The organism is Acinetobacter larvae (assembly GCF_001704115.1).
Lineage (GTDB): Bacteria > Pseudomonadota > Gammaproteobacteria > Pseudomonadales > Moraxellaceae > Acinetobacter > Acinetobacter larvae.
In genome coordinates this window covers 324,762-351,335 of the sequence record NZ_CP016895.1, presented here as the reverse complement: position 1 = coordinate 351,335, position 26,574 = coordinate 324,762, and the positions used below count along the sequence as shown (strand labels likewise).

Annotated in this window: 27 protein-coding genes; 17 read left to right on the top strand and 10 right to left on the bottom strand. The window is 43.6% G+C overall.

Annotation, left to right across the window (positions count from 1 at the left end; genetic code table 11):
- Positions 1-198 precede the first annotated feature (198 nt).
- The 7 genes from BFG52_RS01565 (at position 199) to BFG52_RS01535 (ending at position 8,741) form a co-directional block, all read left to right on the top strand.
- On the top strand, positions 199-936 hold the full coding sequence (locus BFG52_RS01565) for an FFLEELY motif protein (protein ID WP_067551691.1): 738 nt from the start codon (positions 199-201) through the stop codon (positions 934-936).
- 221 nt (positions 937-1,157) lie between these two features.
- Positions 1,158-2,117, top strand: a complete 960-nt coding sequence (gene ubiE / locus BFG52_RS01560; RefSeq protein WP_067551688.1) for a bifunctional demethylmenaquinone methyltransferase/2-methoxy-6-polyprenyl-1,4-benzoquinol methylase UbiE — start codon at positions 1,158-1,160, stop codon at positions 2,115-2,117.
- A 25-nt stretch (positions 2,118-2,142) separates the two neighbouring features.
- Positions 2,143-2,805, top strand: a complete 663-nt coding sequence (locus BFG52_RS01555; RefSeq protein ID WP_067551684.1) for a ubiquinone biosynthesis accessory factor UbiJ — start codon at positions 2,143-2,145, stop codon at positions 2,803-2,805.
- A 12-nt stretch (positions 2,806-2,817) separates the two neighbouring features.
- Positions 2,818-4,434, top strand: a complete 1,617-nt coding sequence (locus BFG52_RS01550; protein ID WP_067551681.1) for an ABC1 kinase family protein — start codon at positions 2,818-2,820, stop codon at positions 4,432-4,434.
- A gap of 212 nt (positions 4,435-4,646) precedes the next feature.
- Positions 4,647-6,452, top strand: a complete 1,806-nt coding sequence (locus BFG52_RS01545) for an ABC transporter ATP-binding protein (RefSeq protein ID WP_067551678.1) — start codon at positions 4,647-4,649, stop codon at positions 6,450-6,452.
- Positions 6,442-8,208: an ABC transporter ATP-binding protein gene (locus BFG52_RS01540; protein WP_067551674.1), complete on the top strand. Its 1,767-nt coding sequence runs from the start codon at positions 6,442-6,444 to the stop codon at positions 8,206-8,208. Before BFG52_RS01545 ends, BFG52_RS01540 begins: the two co-directional genes overlap by 11 nt.
- 158 nt (positions 8,209-8,366) lie before the next feature.
- A complete protein-coding gene (locus BFG52_RS01535) occupies positions 8,367-8,741 on the top strand; it encodes a tautomerase family protein (RefSeq protein WP_067551671.1) in 375 nt (124 codons plus the stop codon).
- A 224-nt stretch (positions 8,742-8,965) separates the two neighbouring features.
- Here the strand turns inward: BFG52_RS01535 and BFG52_RS01530 are convergent, their stop codons facing one another.
- Entirely contained in the window at positions 8,966-9,397 is a 432-nt protein-coding gene (locus tag BFG52_RS01530) for a hypothetical protein (RefSeq protein ID WP_067551668.1), read from the bottom strand.
- A gap of 167 nt (positions 9,398-9,564) precedes the next feature.
- Entirely contained in the window at positions 9,565-10,980 is a 1,416-nt protein-coding gene (locus tag BFG52_RS01525; protein ID WP_067551665.1) for an FAD-binding oxidoreductase, read from the bottom strand.
- On the opposite strand from BFG52_RS01525, the gene BFG52_RS17365 reads away from it, so the two are divergent.
- The 4 genes from BFG52_RS17365 (at position 10,979) to yddG (ending at position 14,886) form a co-directional block, all read left to right on the top strand.
- Entirely contained in the window at positions 10,979-11,104 is a 126-nt protein-coding gene (locus BFG52_RS17365; protein ID WP_267284032.1) for a hypothetical protein, read from the top strand. The two genes, BFG52_RS01525 and BFG52_RS17365, sit on opposite strands and share 2 nt — an antisense overlap.
- 374 nt (positions 11,105-11,478) lie before the next feature.
- A complete protein-coding gene (gene serA / locus BFG52_RS01520) occupies positions 11,479-12,711 on the top strand; it encodes a phosphoglycerate dehydrogenase (protein WP_067551662.1) in 1,233 nt (410 codons plus the stop codon).
- Positions 12,712-12,980: 269 nt separating this feature from the next.
- On the top strand, positions 12,981-13,889 hold the full coding sequence (locus BFG52_RS01515; protein WP_067551661.1) for an EamA family transporter: 909 nt from the start codon (positions 12,981-12,983) through the stop codon (positions 13,887-13,889).
- Between the two features lie 103 nt (positions 13,890-13,992).
- On the top strand, positions 13,993-14,886 hold the full coding sequence (yddG, locus tag BFG52_RS01510; protein WP_067551658.1) for an aromatic amino acid DMT transporter YddG: 894 nt from the start codon (positions 13,993-13,995) through the stop codon (positions 14,884-14,886).
- Between the two features lie 29 nt (positions 14,887-14,915).
- Here yddG and BFG52_RS01505 read toward each other — a convergent pair whose 3' ends face one another.
- Positions 14,916-15,398 (bottom strand): OsmC family protein, encoded by a 483-nt coding sequence (locus tag BFG52_RS01505; RefSeq protein ID WP_067551655.1) that lies wholly within the window; start codon positions 15,396-15,398, stop codon positions 14,916-14,918.
- A 117-nt stretch (positions 15,399-15,515) separates the two neighbouring features.
- Between BFG52_RS01505 and BFG52_RS01500 the strand changes: the two genes are divergently transcribed.
- The 3 genes from BFG52_RS01500 (at position 15,516) to BFG52_RS01490 (ending at position 18,488) form a co-directional block, all read left to right on the top strand.
- Entirely contained in the window at positions 15,516-16,391 is an 876-nt protein-coding gene (locus tag BFG52_RS01500) for an EamA family transporter (RefSeq protein ID WP_067558986.1), read from the top strand.
- 330 nt (positions 16,392-16,721) lie between these two features.
- Positions 16,722-18,089: an MFS transporter gene (locus BFG52_RS01495; protein ID WP_067551651.1), complete on the top strand. Its 1,368-nt coding sequence runs from the start codon at positions 16,722-16,724 to the stop codon at positions 18,087-18,089.
- Positions 18,090-18,185: 96 nt separating this feature from the next.
- Positions 18,186-18,488 (top strand): hypothetical protein, encoded by a 303-nt coding sequence (locus BFG52_RS01490; protein WP_067551650.1) that lies wholly within the window; start codon positions 18,186-18,188, stop codon positions 18,486-18,488.
- 163 nt (positions 18,489-18,651) lie between these two features.
- Here the strand turns inward: BFG52_RS01490 and BFG52_RS01485 are convergent, their stop codons facing one another.
- Together BFG52_RS01485 and truB are read right to left on the bottom strand one after the other, a co-directional pair.
- A complete protein-coding gene (locus tag BFG52_RS01485; RefSeq protein ID WP_067551645.1) occupies positions 18,652-19,425 on the bottom strand; it encodes a TSUP family transporter in 774 nt (257 codons plus the stop codon).
- A 141-nt stretch (positions 19,426-19,566) separates the two neighbouring features.
- Positions 19,567-20,472, bottom strand: coding sequence for a tRNA pseudouridine(55) synthase TruB (truB, locus tag BFG52_RS01480; protein ID WP_067551642.1), 906 nt, complete (start codon positions 20,470-20,472; stop codon positions 19,567-19,569).
- Positions 20,473-20,877: 405 nt separating this feature from the next.
- Between truB and BFG52_RS17035 the strand changes: the two genes are divergently transcribed.
- The 3 genes from BFG52_RS17035 to BFG52_RS01470 all read left to right on the top strand — a co-directional run bounded on the left by BFG52_RS17035 (position 20,878) and on the right by BFG52_RS01470 (position 23,576).
- Entirely contained in the window at positions 20,878-21,021 is a 144-nt protein-coding gene (locus BFG52_RS17035) for a hypothetical protein (protein ID WP_157758060.1), read from the top strand.
- A gap of 394 nt (positions 21,022-21,415) precedes the next feature.
- The gene (locus tag BFG52_RS01475) at positions 21,416-22,447 is read left to right on the top strand and encodes a lipase secretion chaperone (protein WP_067551639.1); all 1,032 of its coding nucleotides are present in this window, start codon (positions 21,416-21,418) and stop codon (positions 22,445-22,447) included.
- Positions 22,448-22,565: 118 nt separating this feature from the next.
- A complete protein-coding gene (locus tag BFG52_RS01470; protein WP_081408741.1) occupies positions 22,566-23,576 on the top strand; it encodes a lipase family alpha/beta hydrolase in 1,011 nt (336 codons plus the stop codon).
- 93 nt (positions 23,577-23,669) lie between these two features.
- Here BFG52_RS01470 and rplS read toward each other — a convergent pair whose 3' ends face one another.
- From rplS to BFG52_RS01445, 5 genes are all read right to left on the bottom strand, one after another.
- Complete coding sequence (rplS, locus tag BFG52_RS01465; RefSeq protein ID WP_067551636.1) at positions 23,670-24,041, bottom strand: 50S ribosomal protein L19; 372 nt, start codon at positions 24,039-24,041, stop codon at positions 23,670-23,672.
- A 158-nt stretch (positions 24,042-24,199) separates the two neighbouring features.
- A complete protein-coding gene (gene trmD / locus BFG52_RS01460) occupies positions 24,200-24,931 on the bottom strand; it encodes a tRNA (guanosine(37)-N1)-methyltransferase TrmD (protein WP_067551633.1) in 732 nt (243 codons plus the stop codon).
- 42 nt (positions 24,932-24,973) lie between these two features.
- A complete protein-coding gene (gene rimM, locus BFG52_RS01455) occupies positions 24,974-25,522 on the bottom strand; it encodes a ribosome maturation factor RimM (protein WP_067551631.1) in 549 nt (182 codons plus the stop codon).
- Positions 25,523-25,546: 24 nt separating this feature from the next.
- Entirely contained in the window at positions 25,547-25,804 is a 258-nt protein-coding gene (gene rpsP, locus BFG52_RS01450) for a 30S ribosomal protein S16 (RefSeq protein WP_067551628.1), read from the bottom strand.
- Positions 25,805-26,095: 291 nt separating this feature from the next.
- Positions 26,096-26,545, bottom strand: a complete 450-nt coding sequence (locus BFG52_RS01445; protein ID WP_157758059.1) for a hypothetical protein — start codon at positions 26,543-26,545, stop codon at positions 26,096-26,098.
- Between the last annotated feature and the right edge of the window lie 29 nt (positions 26,546-26,574).

The window sequence follows — 26,574 nt, the reverse complement described above, 5'->3', positions numbered from 1 at the left end:
AATGATTTTATGTTAATTGTCAGAAATATTTAATAGAAATAACATGATGGCTTAATTTGCCAGACCCGTTCTATGCACCAGACACACCGAGAACAGCAACATGCTGACCAAATTTAGCGCAATCATATACACATCGTCATAGCCTATTGTGCAATCTCCGTTTATGCTGTGCGCGTTATTTAAGTTTGAGTTGATACGATGTCTAAACTGGCTGAACTAGATCACCTATTCGCCCAATACCAACAATTTCTCTATCACAATAATCCGCAGCTCAAACAACGTTTGACCGATGCACAATTGTGGCTCAAACAGCGCATCGAATATACCCATCAGGATTTATTTGCGGCACCCAATCACCAATTGATGGCGCAGTTTTTTATCAACCGCCTATATGGGGGGCCGGATTTTGATGCCCTAGCGCAGCAGATTAAACGCCTGTTGAAACATGCACACAAAGTTGAAAAAGTACTCCCCGATCAAGCCATTGATACTGGTATTCTCACCATTCGCCTCGCTGTCTTGGCTATGCAACTCGATGAACAGATTGCCCAGCAACTGCTGCTAGATTATCCGGCAGACAGCGTCATCACGGATGCCATGATGTTGCAAACGTTGCTCAAGTTAAACCAAGAACAAGCCCGGCTAGAACAATTGGCCTTGCTCGATCGTTTGGGCATTCAACTGGATAAATACCTGCGCTCATTTATGATCCAAACTGCCTTTAAAATGTGTAAAGCGGTGGCCTATAAGCATAATTTCCAGCTCATGTACGACTTTATTGGTGAAGGCTTGGCTGCCGTCAAAGCCATGAAATCGACCACGGTATTTATCAATGACTTTACTGCACAAGAACGGGCAATTGTCGCGGCAGTACATCAGGGTCATGCCAATCCCTTTGCTCGGGTGTGCCCAAGTCTGCTGCTTGAAGTGCTGTAGACTGAGCGCAGTCTAGGGCTAACGCTAGACTCACAACCGTGTGAGCGGATAAATCTGCAACAGCAATGCTTCATTGCTGTGGTTTTTTTCTGTATATTCATTTTTCTGTATATTATTCATAACATTTGCAGTTGAGCGCTGTAAAAAGTTGCAGAATCTGTCATTATGCAACATGCAACTCTTGCTAGCTTTACTATTATTTGTGTTGAGGAGTGACTCCCATGTCTCAAGAAAATCAAAAGCCCAGTCCAACCGCACCGGCAAACCCACAAGACAATGCGAGCCCTTTCTTGACTGAACCCTTACCGCAAGGCACTGCCCAAGGCCAACAACAAAGCCTACAGGCACAGACTGCACAGCAAAGTACTGCTCAAAACACACAACACGCTCAAAATATTGCTAAATATAATCTACCGCGCGGTGCACAAACCAACAATGTCGGAGAAACCACGCACTTTGGCTACAAAACCGTAAATAGCGAAGAAAAAGCACAAAAAGTCGCTGAGGTCTTTCACTCTGTTGCGGCAAAATACGATGTCATGAATGATCTCATGTCTTTCGGTATTCATCGCCTCTGGAAACGTTTTGCCATCAATATGTCCGGCGTTCGACGTGGTCAACAGGTCTTAGATATCGCTGGCGGGACAGGAGATTTAGCCAAAGTCTTTAGCCGTGAAGTCGGACCACAAGGGAGAGTGGTTCTGTCCGATATCAATGAATCGATGCTCAATGTTGGTCGTGACCGCTTACTCAATGCTGGTTGCAGCAACGTCGACTTTGTCTTGGCCAATGCTGAAACCTTAGAACCTTTTGCCGACAATAGTTTTGATTTATTGACCATTAGCTTTGGTTTACGTAACGTCACCGATAAAGACGCAGCACTTGAGGCAATGTATCGCGTACTCAAACCAGGCGGTCGTTTACTCATTTTAGAATTCTCCAAACCCATCTTTGAACCCTTTGCCAAGCTATATGATCTATACTCCTTCACCGCATTACCATTGATGGGCAAAATTGTAGCCAATGATGCTGAAAGCTATAAATATTTAGCAGAATCAATCCGTATGCACCCTGATCAAAATACCTTAAAAGGCATGATGGAAAGTGCTGGTTTCCAAAACTGTGATTATCACAATTTAACCGGCGGCATTGTTGCAGTACATCGCGGCTTTAAACTTTAATACCGAGGCGAAGACAGGATTTACCATGTGGTCGATACTTGCACTGGGTGCTGCTGAAACATTTATAAATCGTGTCATCGACTTAGACAGTATTACGCGTGCCCAGCTCAATCAATTACACGGCAAGATGCTACGGGTCATCATCGATCACCCGGTCTTGTCGGTCGATGTGTACTTTGACTTAGGGCGTGTGCGCCTTGAGCCGACTGCCACTGGTCAGCACAACAGCAGCAGTATTTTTGAACAACGCCCATTTGATCAAGCACAGCATCTCAATACTGCAACGGCAAGCTTAAAAGTGCCAGATGTGGTGGCTTTAGCGCGCTTATTGCTGAGCGATAACGTCGGCACTTTACCAGTACAAGGTGACTATCACCTGCTCCAAACGCTACAACAGATCATGCAACAGGCTGAACCAGATCTGGCTGCGCATTTAAGCCCTTGGATTGGTCCCAATGCTGCACATCATCTCGCCAAAGTGCAGAGACTGCCCGATGTGCTCAAACGCAATCTACACAGCAAATTGTTTTATGCCCAAGACTTCGTCAAAGAAGATCTTGGTGTGTTGGCACCACGTTGGCAAATGGATGACTTACAACAAGCTACCCGCCAACTCAATCAAAATATCGATCGTCTTGCTGCTAAAATTCAACAGTTGCAAGCGCGTTTTTCCTCACAGCAAAACTAGGTAAGTGCATTTATGATTCCGCATGTTTCACGTTTACTCGAACTTTGGCGCATCGCCGCGCACTATAGACTCGACACGTTGTTTCCTGCTGAAGACTTACCGGAAAAAGCACAGCGGATTATGGCGATTATTCGCCTCCATCCTGCGGCATGGTCGAGCAAAGAGCGTCACAACCCGCTTAAACTCAAGCTTGCACTAGAAGAAATGGGACCGCTGGCGATTAAACTCGGTCAGTTGCTCTCAACCCGACGTGATTTAATCCCGCCTGAAGTGTTATCTCAATTGGTGTTATTGCAAGACCGTGTCAAGCCCTATGCTGTCGATGTGCTCAAGCAACGTATTCAAGATTCCTTAAAAGCCGATCTCAATACTTTATTTGCCCGCTTCGATGAACAACCCTTGGCGGCAGCATCGGTAGCACAAGTCCATACGGCGGCATTACATGATGGTCGGGAAGTCGTGGTCAAAGTGACCCGCCCCGATATCCGTCAGCAGATTTTACAAGATTTTGAAATTTTACAATGGTTAGGTGACAAGCTCGAAAGCCGTTTAGAAGCAGCACGTGCATTACATTTGAGTGAAATCATTCAGGATTATCGCCAAACCATTCTCAATGAGCTCGATCTCACTTTAGAAGCAGAAAACACCCGCTTGATGCGCCATAACTTTACTGGCTCCAGCATGATGTATGTGCCCGAAGTCTACATGGACAGTAAAGACGTCATGGTGGCAGAGCGAATTACCGGTGTGCCGATTTCCGATACAGCGACTTTTGATCGTTTAGGCATGGACCGTGCCGACTTGGCAGAAAAAGGCTTAACCATTTTCTTTACGCAGGTATTCCGCGATAACTTTTTCCATGCCGACATGCACCCTGGCAATGTCTTTGTGGAAACCCTCAATCCAAGCAATCCACGCTATATCGCCTTGGACTGTGCCATCATGGGCGAGTTGTCCAAGCAAGACCAGATGACGGTAGCACGCATGTTATTGGCGGTTATGAATAGCAATTTCATGCAGTTAATTCAAATTGTGCACCAAGCTGGCTGGATTCCACCGGGTACCGATCAAGATGCCTTAGCACGTGAAATGCGTCGTACCGTCGGTCCCATGGTCTCGAAACCAATGGACCAACTCGACTTTGCTGGCATCTTGCTGCAAGTCATGGATATTGCACGACGTTTCCGCTTAGAAATACCACCACAACTGATGCTACTGCTAAAAACCTTGGTCCATGTCGAAGGCTTGGGCACAGATTTGTATCCGCAGTTAGATATCTGGAAATTGGCCAAACCGATTTTGACCGAATGGGTCAAAGCCAATATGAACCCTATCAAAAATATCAAAGAAATTGGTCAGCAAATTCCGGATCTACTCTTAGGGGCGCAGGACTTACCCAGCCTCATGATCGACAGCTTAAATGGATTAAAAAACCAATCAGCATGGCAAGAACGTCAACTGCGTGAGATGCAAAATCTACGTTTACAGATGCAACAACAGCAACGCCGTAGCTGGATTTTTGCTAGCATCATGGCCATTTTACTCGCCATTGCCATCATTGCACCGTGGTATGTCAGTGTGGTGCTCTTGGTGCTCAGCGGACTCCTCGCGTTATGGCGTTTGGCTTGATTAAAACGCATCAGTGCTACACACGCTATAGATAATTCCCCACCCGTAAACAGCCCTGATGAGGGCTGTTTTGCTGTGTGCTGCCCCAACTGGTAGCGGCATTTAAAATCCCTATGCCAATAGCAAAGTTAATTGAAGCTGCTGATTTACTATTGATTTTTTAAACAAACTAGCAATATGATAATGATTATCATTTATAAAAATGAATCCTCATGTCTAAAGACCCCAACTGGCGCATCATCGCGCCTGTCAAGCAGCAAATCTACTTTGCCATTCTACTGTCCACACTCTCTGCGATAGCAACCGTCGCGTTACTGGTTGCTATCGCCTATCTGGTACAAGCGCTATTACAACAACAATGGTCAACCCTAAGCTGGACCTTGATCAGCCTCATTGTGCTCACCATTGTTGCCTATGTACTGCGTCTACAAGCATTTAGCCAATCACACTATGCCGGTTATCGACTCGAAGAAATTTTACGTAAACAGATGAGTCTACATCTAGGTCAACTCCCCTTGGGCTATGTCACCACGCAAGGTGCCGGTGCGATTAGCAAAGTCATGCAAGATGATGTCCGTGCTTTGCATTCCTTTGTTGCCGACAGCACACCTCTCTATGCCCGTGCCTATGTTGTACCTGTGCTCACCTTTGCCGCGTTGTTATGGTTCGACTGGCGTATGGCCTTGCTATCACTGGTTATTTTAGTGTGTGGCATGATCATGATGTCTTTGGTGATGCGCAATCATCAAGAAATGAACCAGCTCTACAATACTGCACGTGAAAACGTCAACACCGCTGTCATTGAATATGTCCAAGCGATGCCTGTGGTACGCACCTTTGACGGCGGGCAAAAATCCTTTAAACGTTATGAACATGCATTGCTGTCCTATAAAGAGATTTTGACCCGGTGGTATCGGGAAAGTGGTCCAGCAGCACGCCTGTCCATGCTGATTCTCAACCCACTGCCCACCTTTGTGATCTTATTGGCTGCGGGGAGTTATCTATGGCTACACGAGCAAATCAGTACGCAGGCACTGGTTGCTAGTCTATTGCTGGGAACGGGTATGGTCGAAGCATTAATGCCCTATATGAGTTTGTATCATTTGATTGAAAAATCAAAAGTCAGTGCGACCCGTATTTTAGACTTACTTGCTGTGCCGGCACTGCCTCAGCCAGAATTGACCCAGCGTCCAGAGCAGTATGATATTTGCTTTGAACAGGTCAATTTTCGCTATAACCCACAACAAGACCTTGTACTCAAAGACATTAACTTTCATGTGCCTGCTTTGAGTTTTACCGCCTTGGTGGGTGCCTCTGGTGCCGGAAAATCTACCATAGCCAAATTACTCGCACGTTTTTGGGATGTCGACAGTGGTCAAATTAAAATTGGCAATGTCGACCTACGGGCGATGAGTAGTCAAGTGCTCATGTCCAATGTGGCTTTTGTCTTTCAAGATAATTTTCTATTTTTTGACAGCATTCGCAACAATATTCGACTGGGCTTAGCCCATGCCAGTGATCAAGATGTTGAGGCGGCAGCACGGCTGGCACAAGCCCATGATTTTATCATGGCATTGCCCGATGGCTATGACACAGCAGTCGGCGAACGTGGAACCAGCTTGTCTGGGGGGCAGCGCCAACGCATCACCATTGCCCGAGCCATTTTACAAAATCGCCCAATCCTAATTTTAGATGAAGCCACAGCTTTTGCAGACTCTGAAAATGAAGCCTTACTCATGGCGGGCTTAAAAAATCTGATGCAAGGCAAGACCGTGATTATGATTGCCCATCGCCTCAGTACCATTCAACATGCCGATCAAATTTTAATGTTCGATCAAGGGCAATTGATTGAACAAGGACCGCATCATCTGCTAATCCAGCAAAATGGCGCCTATGCCAAACTGTGGCAAGCCTTTCAACAAGCGCGCGATTGGCATATCGATATCAGCAGTGACCCACAGCCCGCGTCGCCAACGACGAGCGCAGCTCTACAGGGAGCGCAAAATCATGTCTCATAACCCGCAACGCCATTCTATTCGAGAAATTTATCAGCAAATCCTACGTGCTGCGGGAGAAGAACAGCCCAATTTACGTAAAGCACTTTGGCTCATGACCGCCTCTGCCTTTAGCCAAGGGCTCGCCTTTAGCTGTTTGTATCCTATATTTCGCGCGCTACAACAACAGCAGGCTCAGCCCCTGATTTGGTGGCTGTATGCGCTGATTTTATTTGTTATTTTAAGCTCATTGCTGCGCTGGCTGGCACAGGATTATGACTACAATGGTCATGCGGCACAGGCACAACATATATTGCGTACACAACTCGGCGAAAAATTAAGACAAATTCCACTACAGCTTTTATCTAAAAAACGCGCTGGTGAATGGAGTGCAACCATTGCCGGGAGCACCGATGAAGTCATCAATTATACCCTCACCATCGTCAGTATTATGCTGTATGCGCTGGTGGTGCCAATTACCGTGGGGGTGGTGACGCTATTTTTTGACTGGAAAATTGGCCTGATTATTCTGCTGATTTTCCCAGCTATTTTGCCTTTATATCGTTGGCGTAAACCTGCTTATGACCGTGGCATGACTGCAATGAGTCAGCTCAATGCTGAACTCAATGCCGAATTGGTCGAATATACCCAAGGACTCGCCGTACTCAAAGCCGCCAATTGTGTAGACCAACAATCACAGCGCCTCTTTCCCATGATTGAAAAAGTTCATCATGCTCAGCGTATTGGTCATCAAAAAGGTGGTAAACCCAATCTTATTGTGACCTCTGCCATTGAAATAGGACTACTGCTTGCCGTGGCAATAGGGCTCTGGCTGGTGATGGCAGGATATAGTGCTGACATGTACTTTATCGCGATGTTGGTGATTATTATCCGTTTTGCAGAACCAATTGCAGCATTTACGTCGATGACGCTGTTCTTTAGTCTGGTTGAAGCAGGCTATGCCCGTATCAACCAAATGCTCAACATTAAGGCATTGACAACCATTGCCCAGCCGCTCAGTCCGAATGCATTTGATATTGAGTTTGATCGGGTCAGCTTCCAATATGCAGCAGATGATGCTTGGGCGGTGGAAGATATTTCATTGCACATTCCAGCACATGCTTTGACAGGACTGGTCGGGCATTCTGGCTGTGGCAAAACCACCCTGACCCGATTGATCATGCGCTATGCGGACTGTCAAAAAGGTCAGGTTAAAATCGGTGGCATTGATGTCCGTGACATGGACCCGAACCAACTGATGTCGTATATCTCCGTGGTATTCCAAGACGTTTATTTATTTGATGACACTATTCTCAACAATATTCGTATGGCCAAAGAAGATGCCAGCGATGAACAGATTATTGCCGTGGCAAAACGGGCCCAATGCCATGACTTTATTATGCGTCTTCCTGAGGGTTATCAAACCCGTATCGGGGATATTGGAGGCAGTTTATCGGGTGGGGAAAAACAGCGCATCTCCATTGCACGCGCCTTACTCAAAGAAGCACCTATTGTCATTTTAGATGAACCTACGGCGGCACTCGATACCTTTAGTGAACTCGCGGTACAACGCGCGATTAATCAATTGGTGCAACATAAAACCGTGATTGTGATTGCCCATCGTTTATCGACCTTGGTGGCAGCCAATCAAATCATCGTCTTAGAACAAGGGAAAATTATCGAACAAGGCAATCATCAACAACTCTTGGCACAAGCAGGCAAATATGCCCGCCTCTGGCACTTGCAGTATCAGCAAGAACAAGAACAACTAACGGTGTAAAACCAGATCGCGATACAATCACCACACTGCGTTGCTATAAAAAACACCGCGTTGCTATAAAAAAGAGCAAGCACGAACAGTATGTCTGCCTGACATACTGTTCTTTTGCATTCAACTCGATTAAGCTGAGCACTTTAGTTTAGTGTGATCAAACTTATATGCCTCATTTAATGATCAGCCATTCAGGCAATGTTCGTGTTGAGCAGCCCGAAGCTTTATTATTGCAAGCCAATCAGGCGCTATACCAAACTGGTTTATTCAAGACCAGCCAAGAAATTAAATCGCGTATCAAAACTGATGCACAGGCCGTGATTGGTTTAAATGAACAAGATCAGGCCTATATTCATGCGCAATTTTATATCTTAAAAGGTCGTGATTTGGCGCAACAACAACAGCTTGCAGCCTGTCTTGATCAGGTCTTAACTGCGGCACAATACCATGCCGACAGCAGCGTTGAATTGCAAATCTGTACGGAAATTATTGAGATTGAAGCACAATCTTATATTAAGTCCTTAAAAACCATCTCGGCTTAAAGTACGGCACTGCATCGAATGCCCTGCTCAAAAAGCAAAAAACAAGCAGCAGCGGCTGCTTGTTTCAATTTACGGCTTGTTTCAATTTAAATGTCTTAGCGCACCTGATCAGATCGCTAGACCGAATAACTTGATCTGATCACTTGATCTGATATTGCTCTAATCAAGCGCCTAGTCTAATCAAGCGCTTCATCTAATCCGCTTCTCAAGCTCGCCCTCTGAGCTTAGCTGCATAATTCGTTTTGGAAGCCTTTACTCTTGGCACCACGGGCACATTGATAACTTTCTTTTTTACTCAATTGCTGCCAGGCATCATCTTGTTTCTTGAACTGATATACCGTACGGATCGCACTGACTGAGTCATCCAATAAACCTGTTTGCGTGACAGTGACTTGTGCAGCTGTTGGTGCTTCTGCACGGTTATAAACCAAGGCTAGAGAGACGCCCAATACATCATCACTCAACCCCTGTTGTTGTTGCATCACCTGTTGCAACGGATCAAGGGCTGTAGTTTGGTTGGCAACAGCTTGTGCATTGTGAGCCGGTTGTACTGTTGTCACTTCTGTTTTTTTCTTTAATGTCGGTAAATTCGGTAAAGATGAGCAAGCCGATAAAGCGACGGTACAAATCATCGTGCCCAAAAGCATCATACGCATGATATTTCTCTCCATTCATTGCTGATTTATTTTAACCAGTTCACAAAATTTCTGTGCAGTAATTGCGTAATAAAAAACTGCCCATCAGTCCCAGCTGACGAGCAGTTTAGCGCTCATGTTCAAGACCAGCCCAAGTTTGTAAACCGAACTTAGGCTTGTAATCAAGATCAGGCTTTTAAATCAAACAGTTTTCCTGGGTTCATAATGCCATTTGGATCAAACACTTGTTTTAAAGCACGCATATACTCAATTTCTTCAGCAGAACGGCTATAGCCTAAATATGGTTTTTTGGTCATGCCCACACCATGTTCGGCAGAGATTGAACCATCATATTTCTTCACAATGTCAAATACATATGTATTTACTTGCTGGCATTTTTCAAAGAACTCATCTTTACTTAAGTTGGCTGGTTTTAAGATATTCAAATGCAAATTACCATCACCAATATGACCAAACCAGCAGATTTCAAAGTCTGGATAGTTCTGTTCCACAATGGCTTCGATATCGGCAATAAATGCTGGTACATGGCTAATCAATACAGAAATATCATTTTTATAAGGAATAAACGGCGCGATTGATTCTGAAATATCTTCACGTAAGCGCCATAAGCTTTGTGCTTGTTCTAAGCTTTGGCTCATCACACCATCTAGCACCCAGCCTTGTTCCATGCAATGCTCAAAGATTTCCATTGCGGCATCTAAGATGGGTTCATAAGGGGCTTCAAATTCAAGCAAGACATAAAATGGACACTCACTGGCAAATGGACGTTGCACATGACCATTGTCCAACACTTTTTGCATTGCCAATTCGCCAAAGAACTCAAAAGCAGTTAAATCAATTTTAGACTGGAAAGCATGCAGTACTGGCATCACGGCGGCAAAATCAGGTACCCCGAGCACCAGTACTTGTAAGTCGTGTGGCTGACGCTCAAGTTTAATGTCTGCTTCGGTCACAATACCCAAAGTCCCTTCCGCACCAATAAATAGATGTTGCATCGCATAGCCTGTGGCATTTTTAATCATGCCTTTATTGAGGCGTAAAATATCCCCTTTACCAGTCACCACGGTTAGCCCCAAGATCCAGTTACGGGTCATGCCATATTTGATGACTTTGATGCCCCCTGCATTGGTGCCAATATTACCGCCCAGTTGCGATGAACCTGCTGAAGCAAAATCCACGGGATAGTACATGCCTTGTGCTTCGGCATAATCTTGCAATTGCTCCGTCACCATACCAGCTTGGATACGCACCATACGGTCTGCGGGTAAGAAGTCCAGCACTTGGTTCATTTTGTCTAAGCTCAACACAATCTCACCATTGCTGGCAACAGCGCCGGCAGACAAACCAGTACGACCACCGCTTGGTGTAATCGCAACATGAAATTGATTGGCAAGTTTTACAATGGCTTGTACTTGTTCAGTGCTCGATGGGAAAACAATTACCGATGGATTGGGATCAAAATGTTTGGTGTGGTCGCGCCCCCAGTTTTGCAGACTATCGGCATCGGTTTTAATACGATTTTCACCCACAATAGCGGTCAGTTGGGTAAGTAATTCAGGGGCTAAGGCGACTGGAGCATTCATGAATGGCGGACCTGATGATAAAGAAGACACAGAAGAAAGAAAGCGTATAACCGCTGTGAAAGCCGACTATACGAGCGCGAGCGCAATCAGTTTAGCAAATTTCATGCACAGGCTGATGGCCTAAAGCCATCTTAGATAAAACCATCTTAAACGATGTCAACGGTAAAATCAGCGTACATCACCCGTAAACTGCACATTCACCGTGCATCATGTGCCGTAGTATACGGTATATTGATCGCAGCCCAACAGACTAAAACTGCCGTTTTTTAGCCCCGAAATGCCGCTAAATATTTACTAATATATTGATTTTAAAGGCTTAGTATAAAAATAGGCGTAGATTTATCTTGCAGCATCTTGCCGCGAAACTCCCATCAAACGCACATCAATAAGTTATAAGTTTAAAAAATATCAGCAAGCAAAACCATAAAGCAAATTTCTATAGCTTTATTGATATGTTATGATACTGCGATCAAATTTGGCCTTTGTAGCGGAGCCGTAATGAGCCAACATCTATCTCTACCAAAAGATAAAATTCGTTTCCTCTTGTTGGAAGGAGTGCATCAAAACGCAATTGACACTCTCAACGCAGCTGGATATACCAACATCGATTACCACAAAACTGCTTTAGAAGGTGATGCGTTAAAAGAAGCCATCAAAGACGCACACTTCATTGGGATTCGTTCTCGCACCCAATTGACTGAAGACGTTTTTGCCGCAGCCAACAAGCTGATCGCTGTTGGCTGTTTTTGTATCGGGACCAACCAAGTCGACCTCCATGCGGCGATGGAACGTGGTATTCCAGTCTTTAATGCACCCTATTCCAATACCCGCTCAGTGGCAGAATTAGTGCTTGCTGAAACGATTTTATTACTTCGCGGTGTTCCTGAGAAATCGATCACTTGTCATCGCGGGGGGTGGAACAAATCTGCCAATGGTTCATTTGAAACCCGCGGTAAGACGCTAGGGATTGTTGGCTACGGCTCAATTGGTTCGCAACTCTCTGTTTTGGCAGAAAGCTTGGGCATGCACGTTATTTATTATGATGCCGTCACCAAACTACCGATGGGGAATGCCCGCCAAGTGGGTTCTTTAGATGAATTACTCGGTACCGCAGATGTGGTCACACTCCATGTTCCTGACGTGCCATCTACTCGTAATTTCTTTACCAAAGAACAATTTGCCAAAATGAAACCGGGTGCAATCTTCCTTAATGCAGCACGCGGTACCTGTGTGGTGATTGAAGATTTAGCCGCAGCCATTCAATCTGGCCACCTTGCCGGTGCAGCAGTCGACGTATTCCCGAAAGAACCCAAAGCCAATGGCGAAGAGTTCGTTTCACCGTTACGCGGTTTGGACAATGTGATTTTGACACCACATGTCGGTGGCTCAACCATGGAAGCACAAGCCAACATCGGTTTAGAAGTCGCTGAAAAATTTGTCGCTTATTCAGACAAAGGCATGACCTTATCTGCTGTAAACTTCCCAGAAATCGCCTTGCCATTAACTGAAGGCAAACATCGTCTATTGCACATCCATAGAAACGTGCCTGGCGTCTTGTCTAAAATTAACCAACTCTTTGCCGAACATGGCATCAACATCTCTGGTCAGTCTTTAATGACCAAAGGTGATGTCGGCTATTTGGTCATGGATGTTGATGCAACTGCATCACAAGAAGCACTCGATACCTTGCATGAAGTTGAAGGCACTATCCGCGTACGTGTTTTATTCTAAAAGTTTTAGCAACTTTGCATTGAAACATTGCATGCTCAGTGTTTAAGTTATGCAATCGATGTTACTACTCTTTTTAATAGAACACATCGTACAAACACCCCGATGCTGAGATAGTCATCGGGGTGTTTGTTTTTTATTTTGTCTCAATCATTGCCGTGCTCAAAGCTTATGGTTTAAGCTTGTCAAATAGAACCTTTTGCCCCTAAATTCCGTTGCTTTCGGTGTTATCGGCTTGAGAATTTTGTTCAGCTTTTCATTTGGATGCGACCATGTCTACAGCTAAATCTTCTGGTTATTTCCAATCGCTGCTTTTTCTCATTGCAGCCATGATCTCTATACAAAGTAGTGGTTCTTTGGCCAAAATGCTGTTTCAACATTTTCCTGTGCTGACCGTCGCTGCCATGCGGATTTTATTGGGCGCGCTGATACTCATTGTGGTTTTTCGTGCTTGGCGGATTCATTTTCACCAAGTTCGCTGGTCTGCCGTACTGAGCTATGGCTGCGCCTTGGCAGGTATGAATATCTTATTTTATTCCGCGATTTCTAGATTACCCTTGGGTATTGCGGTATCTTTTGAATTTGTCGGTCCCTTGGGCGTTGCCCTATATTATGCCCGACAGAAGTTTGACCTCATCTGGGTTTGTCTGGCTATTTTAGGCATAGTCTTATTATTTCCCATGCAAAAAGGCGCAGCAGACCTTGATCTATTGGGTGTCGCCTATGCACTGACCGCAGGTGCATGTTGGGCACTGTATATTGTGGCAGGTAAAAAACCCTCTGGGGTGTCCGGCCCACATACTGTCTGTTTGGGCATGCTCGTTGGCGCAATCATTCTATTGCCCTTTCTGATTTTTTCACCAGCCTTAGCGATGCTGACTGATGCAAATTTTTTATTGAGCTTCTTTGCACTTGCAGTACTGGCCAGTGCCTTGCCCTTTAGTTTTGAAATGATCGCTCTACGGAATATGAGTTCACTCAGCTTTGGGACCCTCACCAGTTTAGAGCCTGCTATTGCCGCCTTATCTGGTTTAATTTTCTTGGGTGAACATTTACAGTGGAATCAATACCTCGCGCTACTGACCATTGTCAGTGCATCGATTGGCTGTACCATTACCTCTAGTCGTGTAGCACAACGTAAAAAAAAGTCAGATCCCCCCAACTCAAATCCAGCGGCTTAAAACAAGCTGAGTATAAAATACGCTCAGTATATTTCCTGTCATCGCGCGCGCATGCTATGTTAGCGAACGTCATCAACAGCCAAATTTCATCTCCATACGCGCTATGTCTAAACGTTTTGCTACGCTGATCGGTTGTAGTGCCATTGTACTCTGGGCCACATTGCTGGCTTTACTCCGTCTTGCCAGCAGCCAGCTGCAACCTGCAGTGGCCATTTGCATCATCTATAGTTTGGCCGCACTATTGCTGTTGGCACTATTTAAATGGCCAAAGCTAAAGAATTTCTCCAAAACATATCTCTATACAGCAACGCTATTATTTGTTGCCTATGAACTGTGTTTGTCTTTCTCGATTAGCCTTGCTCAAAGTAATCAACAGGCAATTGAAATCAGCATTATCAATTATTTATGGCCTAGCCTCACCGTATTCTTATTGCTGCTTTGCAAAGAGCAACGCTTGCATTGGCTGTTCATTCCAGGTCTATTCCTGAGTTTATGTGGGGTTGTCAGCGTGCAAATGGGCGACAGTTTCCATCACAGTAAACATTTTTTAATACATTTACAGCAAAACCCTGTGAGTTATGTACTGGCATTTTGTGGGGCAATCATCTGGGCTGCATATTGCGTACTGACCAAAAAACAAGGCAATGGGCAAAATGCCATCGTGCTATTTTTCTGTGCCACGGCTATCACCTTATGGCTCAATCTACTGATAAGCGGTCAGTTTCAAATCGCGACTCTAGGCGCAAGTGATATAGGGTATTTGGGCTTGGCTGCAACGGCATTTGCCTTGGGCTATGCGGCATGGAATATCGGCATATTACATGGCAATCTCAATATCTTGGTGATTTTATCTTATTTTACCCCAGTGATTTCATCACTCTTTGCCATGCTGCTACTCAATGTCACCTTAGGCCTTTCATTCTGGTCAGGAACTGCAATGGTCACGTTGGGTTCGCTACTCTGCTGGTATGCTACCCAGCGTGCCGCACCAGCTTAGATGGTTCTTACTAGCGACCACAGTTAAGCTCAATCGATGTCAGTGTGCTGACGAATGTGAGGCTGCAAAGTCACGTTAAAATTCACTGAACGCGCAATAAAACAAAATTCGTGCGCTTTTTCATGTAACTGATACGCCAATTGCGGATCTGAATGTTGATCAATCAATACATTGGGTTTGAGTCGTACTACACGAAATTCTCCAGCACCAGATGCATGCTCTAACATTTCAGCCGATGCTTGGTCTTCATACTGCAATACATTGATATGATTAACACTACAAAAGTGTAAATACCATAACTGATGGCAAGCAGACAAAGCACTCAAAAGCATTTCTTCGGGATTCCAGCGTTGAGCATCACCACGAAAACTGGTATCTGAAGAACCCAATAATGTAGGCTTATTAATCGCTGCCACAATATAATCCCGACTATACGCACGATAATGCTGCGTCCCCTGCCCTAGATTGCCATCCCAGCGTAAAGCAATTTGATAATAATGGATTTTAGTCATATGCGACTTCACTATGCTGTTTCGCCAAATTATGATATTAAACTAAACTGCATACCAAATGCTGTAAAGCAATTTACTTGCCAAGCACAACCTAGACCACTTCAATAAGACTTCATGATGCCGAATACCCAATTCATCGCTGTACTGTATATGATCATGTCGATGGTGTCCTATCAGATTAGTGCCTCCTTCGCCAAACAACTCATGACTGTACTCGATCCCTTTAGTGTCGTCACGCTACGGCTATGTTTCGCTGCAATCATGATCATTGTCATGTTTCGCTCATGGAAAATTCTCAAACGTTTGCCTTATCTACAATGGCGTCATTTATTGCTTTATAGTGCGTCTGTTTGTCTGATGAACGTCTTGTTCTATGCCTCGCTGGGACGCTTGCCACAAGGCATTGCCGTGGGTCTAGAATTTTTAGGTCCTTTGGCTTTGGCACTGCTCTCGGTACAACGTCGTTCAGACTTAGTCTGGGTCTTATTGGCGATTGCAGGTATTGCGTTGATGGTCCCTTGGCAACAAGCGACAGAGCACAATTTTTCTTTCTTAGGCGCCGCCTTTGCTTTGGGCGCTGGCTGTTGCTGGGCCAGTTATATTTATTTTGGTCAAAAAGTTGCACGGCAAAATATCGGTATGCATGGTCTCAGTATTGCTATTAGTCTATCTGCTGCTGTTCTATTGCCCATCAGTCTATGGCATAACCCAGATGCCGTGCTCAATACCCAATATTGGAAACCTGCCTTGCTCATTGCCTTACTGGCAACAGCGATTCCCTATGCCCTCGATTTACTCGCTCTCAGACAACTCAGCAAACTCAGTTATGGAACTTTGTCGAGCTTGTCACCCGCCATTGCCGCAATCGCGGGTATGTTGTTGCTCAAAGAACATATCACTTTCTGGCAAAGCTTGGCTTTGCTGTGCATCATGACGGCATCAGTAGGCGTCACTTTTAGAGCGGCTCGCAAGCCTGCGCCAGAAACGTCTTAAGCTGCAACGAAAACCCAGTCGAGTGCGGGATGAACTCAGCTTTGTCCTGCCAAGTTCCGTCTAGACTACATTTTCATACCCAAAAGACCAGCCCCTCAAAATATGGTCTACATCAGACCAACCACCACACATTATTATTTAAAATCAAACGATTAAAAAATATTATTACAATGAAATTTACCATAAAGCCATGCACAATAAAGCTAGACCAAGCTGGAACATTTCAGCTTTACTAGCAACATGCTTCGCTTTAAATCATCAAGCACGCAAAAACAACTTCATGCAATGCAGTCATAACATAAAAACAATAATTTAAAATAAGGAAAAAATATGCAGCCCAGCTCCTCTAACAACTCTAACAACAATTTGTCATTTGCCACAGCCACATTAGAAAAACACGTAATCCGCAAGCTTTATCTACGCCTACTCCCTTTCTTAATGCTGTGTTATTTCATTGCCTACATTGATCGCGTCAATGTCGGTTTTGCTGCCCTGACCATGAACCAAGATATTGCTCTCTCCGCCAGCATTTTTGGCTTTGCTGCAACCTTATTTTTTGTCGCCTATGTTGCCTTTGAAATTCCCAGCAATATCGCGATGGAAAAGTTTGGTGCACGGCGTTGGATCTCTCGCATTATGATCACATGGGGCATCATAGGATTTTGCAGTGCCTTTGTGACTGGACCCATTTCTTTTAGTCTCAGTCGCTTTTTATTGGGTGCAGCCGAGGCTGGGTTTTTCCCAGGCGTGCTCTTATATTTAACATTATGGTTTCCAAAGCGTTATATGGCAGGCATCGTAGCAATGTTTATGGTTGCCATTCCGCTGTCCAATTTCTTTGGTGCGCCATTATCCGCACTATTGCTCAATCTACATGGCTGGTTGGGCTTTAAAGGCTGGCAAATTCTGCTCATGCTTGAAGCCTTACCCGCAGTAGTGCTGGGCTTACTGTGTTTATGGATCTTACCCAATCGTCCACAAGATGCCAAATGGCTAACCGCAAACGAACAGCAATGGTTAAGTCAGACTCTGGCACAAGAGCGTCTAGTACAGGCACAGACCACAACGCATCACCACGCCCTCCCCCATAGTGCCAAACAACAACTCCAATATGCCATACGCCATCCTTATTTTTGGCTATTTGCTATCGTCTATGCTGGCAGTTCGGCGACCAGTAATATTCTGTCCTTATGGATGCCGCAAATTCTCAAACAACACCATTTAGATACCATGCAAACCGCTTGGCTAACCATGATACCTTTTGGTCTATCTGCTTTATTTATGGTGTTTTGGGGCTTACGCGCCAACCAAGTTGCCAATAAACGCGCTACAATTATTTTGCCCTTACTCTTAACCAGTATCAGTTTATTTTTGGGTATCTTTTTTGAGTCTGTTACGCTCAGCGTATTATTATTTTCACTCACTTTAATGGGTAATTATGCGCTAAAAGGTCCTTTCTGGTCTTTTGTCGCAAGTAGCATGCCACCCAGTGTTTTGGCCGTGACCATTGCTGGCATCAACACCTTGGCACATATTGGCACAGGCTTAATCAATGCGAGCGTTGGTATGATTAAAGACAGCAGTGGCAGTTTTGCCATGTCACTCCTGCCCTTGGCTTTACTTACACTGACCGGTGCCATCATTATTGCAAGCATTGGACGTCATACGATTGCACTTAAATCATTCAATCAAGAGTAGTTCAAATATAAATAACATGATTATTACGATATATTTATCACAAAGATAAGCTATTGTGAAAAAATATGTGCTCGACAAATCAGATCCTTTATTTTCATGAATAAAAAATTAGTTTTAAGTGTCCTTGCAAGTTTAGTGATTGGCGGTTTATTGGGTTATGTGATTACAGATAAAACCGTTACACGTTACAAAGTGATCGATGCAACGTGCTCAACCCTCAATGTTGCGGTAGAGCAAAATATGTTACAAGCAGCGCAAATCAAAGAACTCGGCAAACTAACCAAACAAAAGTTGGGAGATAACACCACCGCGGCAGCTTTTAAAATCAGCGATAAGATGATTGAAAATGCCTCTGAACACTCCAACTGCTCTCAATTTATGCTGGGGATGAGTCAGTAAAATATATCCCGAAGAATCCCCCCAATGATAATATGCTTTGATCATTGGGGGATTTACATGCTTGCCGAATGTATTCAAATCCTTTGCATTCACAGCACCTATAAGAGCTTTCTATCTTTTTCAATAGATTAGAATTAAATGGAATTCGAGTTAGAGGGGAGCATTAAGCTGCAGCAAAGAAAATCTGATAACTCAAACGACAGATCAACACACTCACCAAAATTAAAAATAGAATGCGAATAAAGCCACTACCATATTTCAGCGCCATCTTCACCCCACAGATCGCTCCGGCCACATTGGCAACTGCCATAACCAAACCATAACCTAATAGCACGTGCCCTGCAGGAATAAAGAAACTCAGTGCGGCAAAGTTGGTCATAAAATTTGCCACTTTGGCCAGTGCTGAAGCATGTAAAAAATCCACTTTTAAGAAGCGAATAAAATAAAAAATAAAGAAACTTCCGGTACCTGGTCCAAAAATCCCATCATAAAAACCCACCAAGACACTACCGACTCCCGCCAAAACCAGAACTTTGCTGGTGATTGGTTGAGCTTGATGATCTTGACCAAACTGTTTCTTGGTAAAGGTATAGACAGCGATCACAATCAACAGCACCAATACCAAGGGCTTTAAAATACTGGTCGGAATCAGCGCCACGCAGGCCGCCCCGCCATAGGAGCTTATCAGTGCACAGACCGCAATCACCAACAATAACTTCCATGACAGTTTAACGCGGCGCACAAAAGAGAATGCGGCTGAGGTCGTACCACTGATCGCAGCAAGTTTATTGGTCCCCAACATGGTTGCTGGCGATATATTGGGAAATGCATTCATCAACGCTGGAATCTGGATTAGACCACCACCTCCGACTGCTGCATCAATTGCGCCAGCACAAAAAGCGAAAAACACCAAGCCTAAAATCAGATCAAATTCCACGCGAATTGTCCTTATTACTAAGATTAACTTTTAATATCGGATTAAATTTTGGTACCGATTCAAATCTACCAGCGGATTAAAATAATGCCAGATAAAGCACGACTCGTCTAAAATAACATGCTAAGCACATAGACTTGAACGCTATAAATTCAGCACGCGTTTCGGAACCAAGCGCTTTTTATCGGTAATTTCAGCCAAGCCCAAACAGTGCTCAGCATCAAAGACCAATACTTGTGCCGCTGCCGCATGATCGATATTACTTTCCATGCCACGAGAGAAATATTCACGGCGACCTTCAGGAACTTGTACTTTAGGAAAGTGATCGATCGAACTATACACAGGCAATAACAACTGCTCTCGTTCAGCTTCCGTTAAAGACTCTAGATACTCAATGCTATATTCAGGAATCAATTGAAAATGACCCGTTTGAATCCGCTGTAAATAACTTAAATGCCCTACCGTACCTAATGCTTTGGCAATATCTTCACCCAAAACACGTACATAAGTCCCCTTAGAACACAGTACCTCTAAAGATAAAGCGCCATTCTGATACGCCAATAAGGTAATGCTATGAATCTGAATTGGGCGTGCTTCTCTTTCGATCTCAATGCCTTGACGCGCCAATTCATACAAGGGGCGACCATGTTTTTTCAATGCTGAATACATCGGCGGTACTTGTTGAATCTGCCCGAGAAACTGTGCCAATACTGCTTCTATATCACGAGGAGTTAAATGAGGAATAGCCTGCTGTTCTAAGACTTCACCTTCAACATCCCCCGTAGTGGTGCTCTGCCCAAGCTGCACCACAGTACGATAGCGTTTGTCTGAATCCAATAAATAATGAGAAAACTTCGTTGCCTCACCCAAACAAATCGGCAATAAACCACTCGCTAACGGATCAAGTGCGCCGGTATGACCGGCTTTCTGTGCACGAAACAACCAACGTACTTTTTGTAATGCCGCATTAGAACTGAGACCAAGCGGCTTATTTAAGAGAAATACACCATGAACTGGGCGGCGTTGGATCTTGGTTGAACTGCTTCGCATGCTACATCATCAAGCTTGTAAATGCGGCAATGTTAGCAATCTAAGATCAATAAAAATAGTCTTATCCCATTTCTTTTCATGCAATCGCATGTGGTCTTGTTATTTTACTGGCGCTCGTTCTGCAAGATTCATAAAAAGCTCAGCCTCTGCATGCTTTATGTTTCAATTAATAGTTCCAATAACAAATAATAAGATGAAATTAACAATAAGTTAAAAAAAATCCATATAAAACACTCATTACATATTTTTGCTAAAAATTCATAATTCATCACGAACAATAATCAAAGTGTTAAGCAATTAACCCTTTTGGCATAAAACAATATTGGCTAGAGGGTTAATACAAAATTTTAATTATTGCTCACTGTTTTTAATTCATTTTTAAATCTTCGTTTAAAGGAAATTCCTATGTTGTCATCTCAATTATCGCGCTACACATTTTGTTTCTTCTTCATTTTCTGCTGCTGGTGCATGAATAAGCCACCAAAAGTACACGGTGCAGAAATCCAACAAGTAGCTCAAGTACAGCAAATCGACACTGCTGCACAATAATTTAAATGACTTAACATCCCCCCTCAAAATAAAAAAATGCGTCCTCGTGACGCATTTTTTTCAACAGGTTCATATTATAACGCAATATGCTGGTAATTTTTATTTAGATAAATCACATAATTCTTATAAAAATGTTAATGGTTTTAATTATTTAAAAATAACATATTTTAATTTATATAAATCAATTATTTAAATTAAACTTTAACCAACTTGATTTCTTTTATTAAAACCAGAAAGGTATCAAATTATTCAAAGTTATTGCGTAATACACAACAACAAGTATAGTAAGAGGAAATAATAAAAGCATCACAAGGAATCGTATGTCACGTGCTCATCACCGTGATTTGAAAGTGGTTATAGCGGTACTTAGGGTTTATTTTTTAAAGGAATAAAAATGTCAAAAAGTAATATCTACTTTGCTATTCTATGCGCGATTTTACTGGTAGCGATCTTGTTCTATGTTATCCCATCTACCTCTAAAAGTTTACCTGGCGAAAGTGCAACACAAGCTCAACAATTACAACAGCATGCTGCCAGTGAAAGCTTAAGCACTGCGACGCTTGATCCTGAAAACCTAAAAAGCTTAAGTCAGCAAGACACACAGATTGACTGCCAATTGCAACTGACTGCCCAAGGGCATTTACGTGTCAATGAACATACACGCAATTGCTTTGAATACTTTATCAGTCAATATGGCGAAAAAGAGCTGGCTCATATTCAAAAAGCCTTTATCCGCTATATTGAACAGCATTATCAAGCACCTGCAGCAGCACAAATCATTGATCTATGGCAACGTTATCTAAAATATCGCCAAGAGTCAGTCGATTTACAGTCTTCCAATACAACGGCTTTGGAAGAGACTGCAGCGATCACTGCATATTTTGAAAAAGTCCATGCTCTACGTAAAAATTATTTTAATGCTACAGAAATTCAAGGTTTATTTGGCGAAGAAGACTTATATAACAACTACACGCTACAACGTATGGCTATTTTAGAAGATAGCACACTCAGTGCAGCACAAAAGGCACAACAACTCAAAAAACGCTTTGAAGCCTTACCCCAAGAATGGCAAGAAAACTTAAAACAACTGACCCAACTAGATGATCTCAATCGCTTAACGCAACAAATCAAATCACAATCCGGCTCAGCACAACAATTACGTGCCATGCGCAATGCCTTGGTCGGCACTGAAGCCACCGTGCGTCTTGAGCAACTAGACCAACAACGTCAACAATGGAAACAACAGGTTTTAGGCTTTCTCAATGAAAAAGATAAAATTTTACAAAGCAATCTAAATGATGCTTCAAAAAAACAAGCAATACAAAGCCTGAGAGATCAGTCCTTTGCTGACGCCAAACAGCAATCTCGTTTAAAAACTTTTGAAGATATTCACCAACAAGGAGGGCAACTCCCCTTTATCGATTAAGACAAGGTGGTTTTAATTGAAATATGAATAGCAATTTTGACTACTGCTCAAAATTTTAGACTATTTAGCAAAAAATTTTGCGGAAAACAATAATGAGGTAATAACTATGCTATTTCACATGATCATCAGATCGTCTCGTGTACTTTATATCGCACTGCTGGGTGCATCCTTATATGTATTATTATTTATTTTTCAACAATATACATATGCAATAAGCCAATTTCCTAACCAACAGACTGCAACTTATGTCAGTTCCAATTATGCTAAAACCCGATATCCAGTTGTCTTCACCCATGGCATGCTCGGATTTGATCGTTTAGGGTCCAGTGCTTTTGGGCTCGATTATTGGTATCAAATACTACCTGATCTCAGCCGAAATGGTGCCAATGTATGGGCAACGACAGTATCACCCTTTAACTCCTCTGAAGTTCGTGGTGAGCAACTCATTGCGCAAATTGAAACGATTCTGGCACTAACACAAGCTGAGAAAGTCAATTTAATTGGGCATTCCCACGGTGGTCCCACCATTCGTTATGCGGCAGCCATGATGCCTGAGCGCGTAGCCTCACTGACCACGGTTGGTTCACCACATCAAGGCTCTCCTGTCGCAGATGTCATTCTGAAAGCTGAACATACGTTATTAGAAAAACCGTTGATTAAAGGCTTAGAATTTCTTGGCAGTGCCATTTTGCTCTCACAGCAACTGGATCCGCAATTATTTCCACATGATGTTTTAGCAGCAGGTCATAGCCTATCGACGCGTGGTTCGCAAGACTTTAACCAACGTTTCCCCATGGGGCTACCGAGCCGCTACTGTGGAAATGCGCCGACGCAACAAAATGGCATACGTTTTTATTCTTTTACTGGGAATCGCGCGATCACCAATTTACTCGACCCCATCGATGGCTTTTTGCTATTAAATAGCCAACTCATCGATGCTGGACGAGATAATGATGGTCTCGTCGCCCGTTGTAGTGCCCGATTTGGTAAGGTCATTCGGGATAATTATTATTGGAATCATATGGATGAAGTGAACCAATTGTTAGGGCTGCGTAATATTATTCTTTCAGCAGATCCCGTGGCTATTTATCGCCAGCATCTAAATCGACTTAAACAGGATGGTGTTTAGAGCTAATCTATTGATAAACATTGTAATATTACAATTTGAACAGTATAAAAAATGCGCCGTATTGGCGCATTTTTTCGATCGTAAAACCAGAAATTAAGCAGGTTTACGAGCAGGTAATTTTTCACGAATACGTGCAGCTTTACCAGACAATTCACGTAGGTAGTAAAGTTTAGCACGACGAACGTCACCACGACGTTTCACTTCGATTTTCGCAACGATTGGTGAATGTGTTTGGAATACACGCTCAACACCAACACCGCTTGAGATCTTACGTACTGTGAACGCAGAGTTCAAACCACGATTTTTCTTAGCAATCACAACACCTTCAAAAGCCTGAAGACGTTCACGATCACCTTCTTTTACTTTAACTTGAACAACTACGGTATCACCCGGAGCAAATTCTGGAAGATCTGTTTTTAACTGTGCATTTTCAACAGCTTGTACTAGAGGATGTTTACCACTCATTGTGGGAATCTCCAACAAATGCGGGTCAGAAGAGGTCTGAATACCGCTGGGGATAGAGGCTTATAACGCATATCAACCCGGTTATCTTTCCCTTTATTGTTGACCTTTCAAGCAATAAAGAGCCTGTTCAAATTGACCAACCGATTGGTTTAGGTCTTTCAATCTTTCAGCCATTTCTTTTGCTGTTGACTCAGCTCAACCTGCTCAACCAACTCCGGTCGGCGTTGCATGGTGCGCTGATAACGCTGCAAAAAGCGCCATTTTTCGATATTGGCATGGTGCCCAGATTTCAATACTTCAGGCACAGCCAATCCCTCAAAAAGGTCAGGCTTGGTATATTGTGGGCAATCGAGTAGACCATCCACAAAAGAATCTTGCACAGCTGACTGTTCATCCGACATCGCATTCGGTAATTTACGAATGATACTGTCGAGTAATACCATCGCAGGCAACTCACCGCCCGATAAAACATAATCCCCTATCGACCATTCCTGATCGACATAACGTTGGATTAAACGTTCATCGACCCCTTCATAACGACCACACAATACAATGAGTCCATCATAACTGACAAAATTTTGTACTGCTGTCTCATGCAGGGTTTGCCCTTGTGGCGACATATAGACCACAGGTACATCGGTGCAACCTGCTTGCTTTGCAAGCTGTTTGGCATGTTGAATCGCTTGAGCCAGAGGCTCTGCCATCATCACCATACCCGGACCCCCACCAAATGGACGTTCATCCACTCTTCTGTAGTTGCCCTCAGCAAAATCACGCGGATTAATACAATGAAGCTGTATCAATTCTCGTTTTGCCGCACGCCCACTAATGCCGTAAGCTGTGATCGCTTCAAACATTTCAGGAAAAAGCGTTATGACTGCAAAGAACATCGCAGACTCCTCAATTTTCCTGCTGCGTTCATCCTATTCGGATTAGAAATCTACGCCCCAATTTACGTAGATACGACCAGCTTCGAGATCAACGCGTTGTACCACATCCCGATGCCAAGGAATCATACGCTCTTCGCCATCGATACTGTCTGGTGTGGCGCGAACCACCATGACATCGTTGGCTCCTGTTTCAAACAATTCGTAGATTTTACCGAGATTGACTTCCTGCTCTTCATCATCTAGACCTAACACCGTTAAGCCTTTCAAATCTGACCAGTAATACTCGTCTACGCCTGGTTGAGGCAGTTGCGATTTGGCTATCCAGATATTAGCGCCAACTAAGCTTTCCGCTGCAGTGCGATCACTCACATTTTTAAGCGAAACAACTAAGCCTTTGCCGTGTGGTTTCCAACGTTTTACATCTATCATTTGCCAACCAGCTTTGGTCTCTATGTACCAAGGAAGGTAGTCAAATATATTGCTCATCGGTTCTGTATTGGAATAGACCCAGAGCCACCCATTTAATCCATATGCTGAACGTAACTGTCCAATCTGAATACGATCTTCTGGAACATTCTGTGTTGATGTCATGGGCAAATACCTACTACTACGGGCTTATACAGCTGCAGCAGCTTTTTTGGCTTGAGCAGCTAAAGATGCTACACGCTCAGAAGGTTGTGCACCTTGAGCAACCCAGTGTGCAAAACGGTCAGCATCTAAACGAAGTTTTTCTGCTTTACCTTGAGCTGTTGGGTTAAAGAAACCAATACGTTCGATGAAACGACCGTCACGCGCATTGCGGCTATCAGTTACAACAACTTGATAGAACGGACGTTTTTTAGCACCACCGCGTGCTAGACGAATTACGACCATGTTAATACTCTCACATGAATGAAAAACTTTATTAGATTCGGATGAACCTAAAAAGGCGAATATTTTACGATATATTGCCAAGAAGGGAAAGCTCAAAATTTGAGTTATCCGCAATTTTAAATTTAAAATTCAAAATTGTGTCCAATTTAACATGTTTTATCGCTTATGCATCCAGTCTTTGCAGCAATATTGTTATTTTATCCACAACAACGATGAAGCATATTTGTCTTGTGCAAATCCTCCCTATAAGTAGATCTCAATAGACAAGGAAAATTTAACCGAGTCCCAAGCTTAATCAGCAACATCGCAATCTACTTGCTGAAGCACTGCAATACAAAGCTGCCCCTGCTGGTCAACGATTAAGATATCTTCGGGCACCTGCTGGGTTTCAACACGCGGGCGTGCAATGAGTTGCCACGCTGCAGGCGTTCCTTGCAATAACAAGTCATACCAGACCTCGCCAGTATTTGGATACACCGCACCCATTCCCAGAAATTCAAGACTTAATCCCTCCTGCTCAGCTCTAGCACCCATTGATGCCTGAAACCTAGATTGCTGTAAAATCAACTGCTGCTGAATCTGAACAGCCTGTTTTAACAACTCAGCTTGCATATCTGCACGATGACTCTTTAAACGCTGTATCTGTAGTGTTGGCAGAGCGATCAACCATAAGGTTGAGAAAATCAGCATGACCAGCAACAACTCAAACCAAGACCAACCTGCGATATACCGCATTCTCATGCTGCCCTCCTGTCCACGCCCATTCTTCA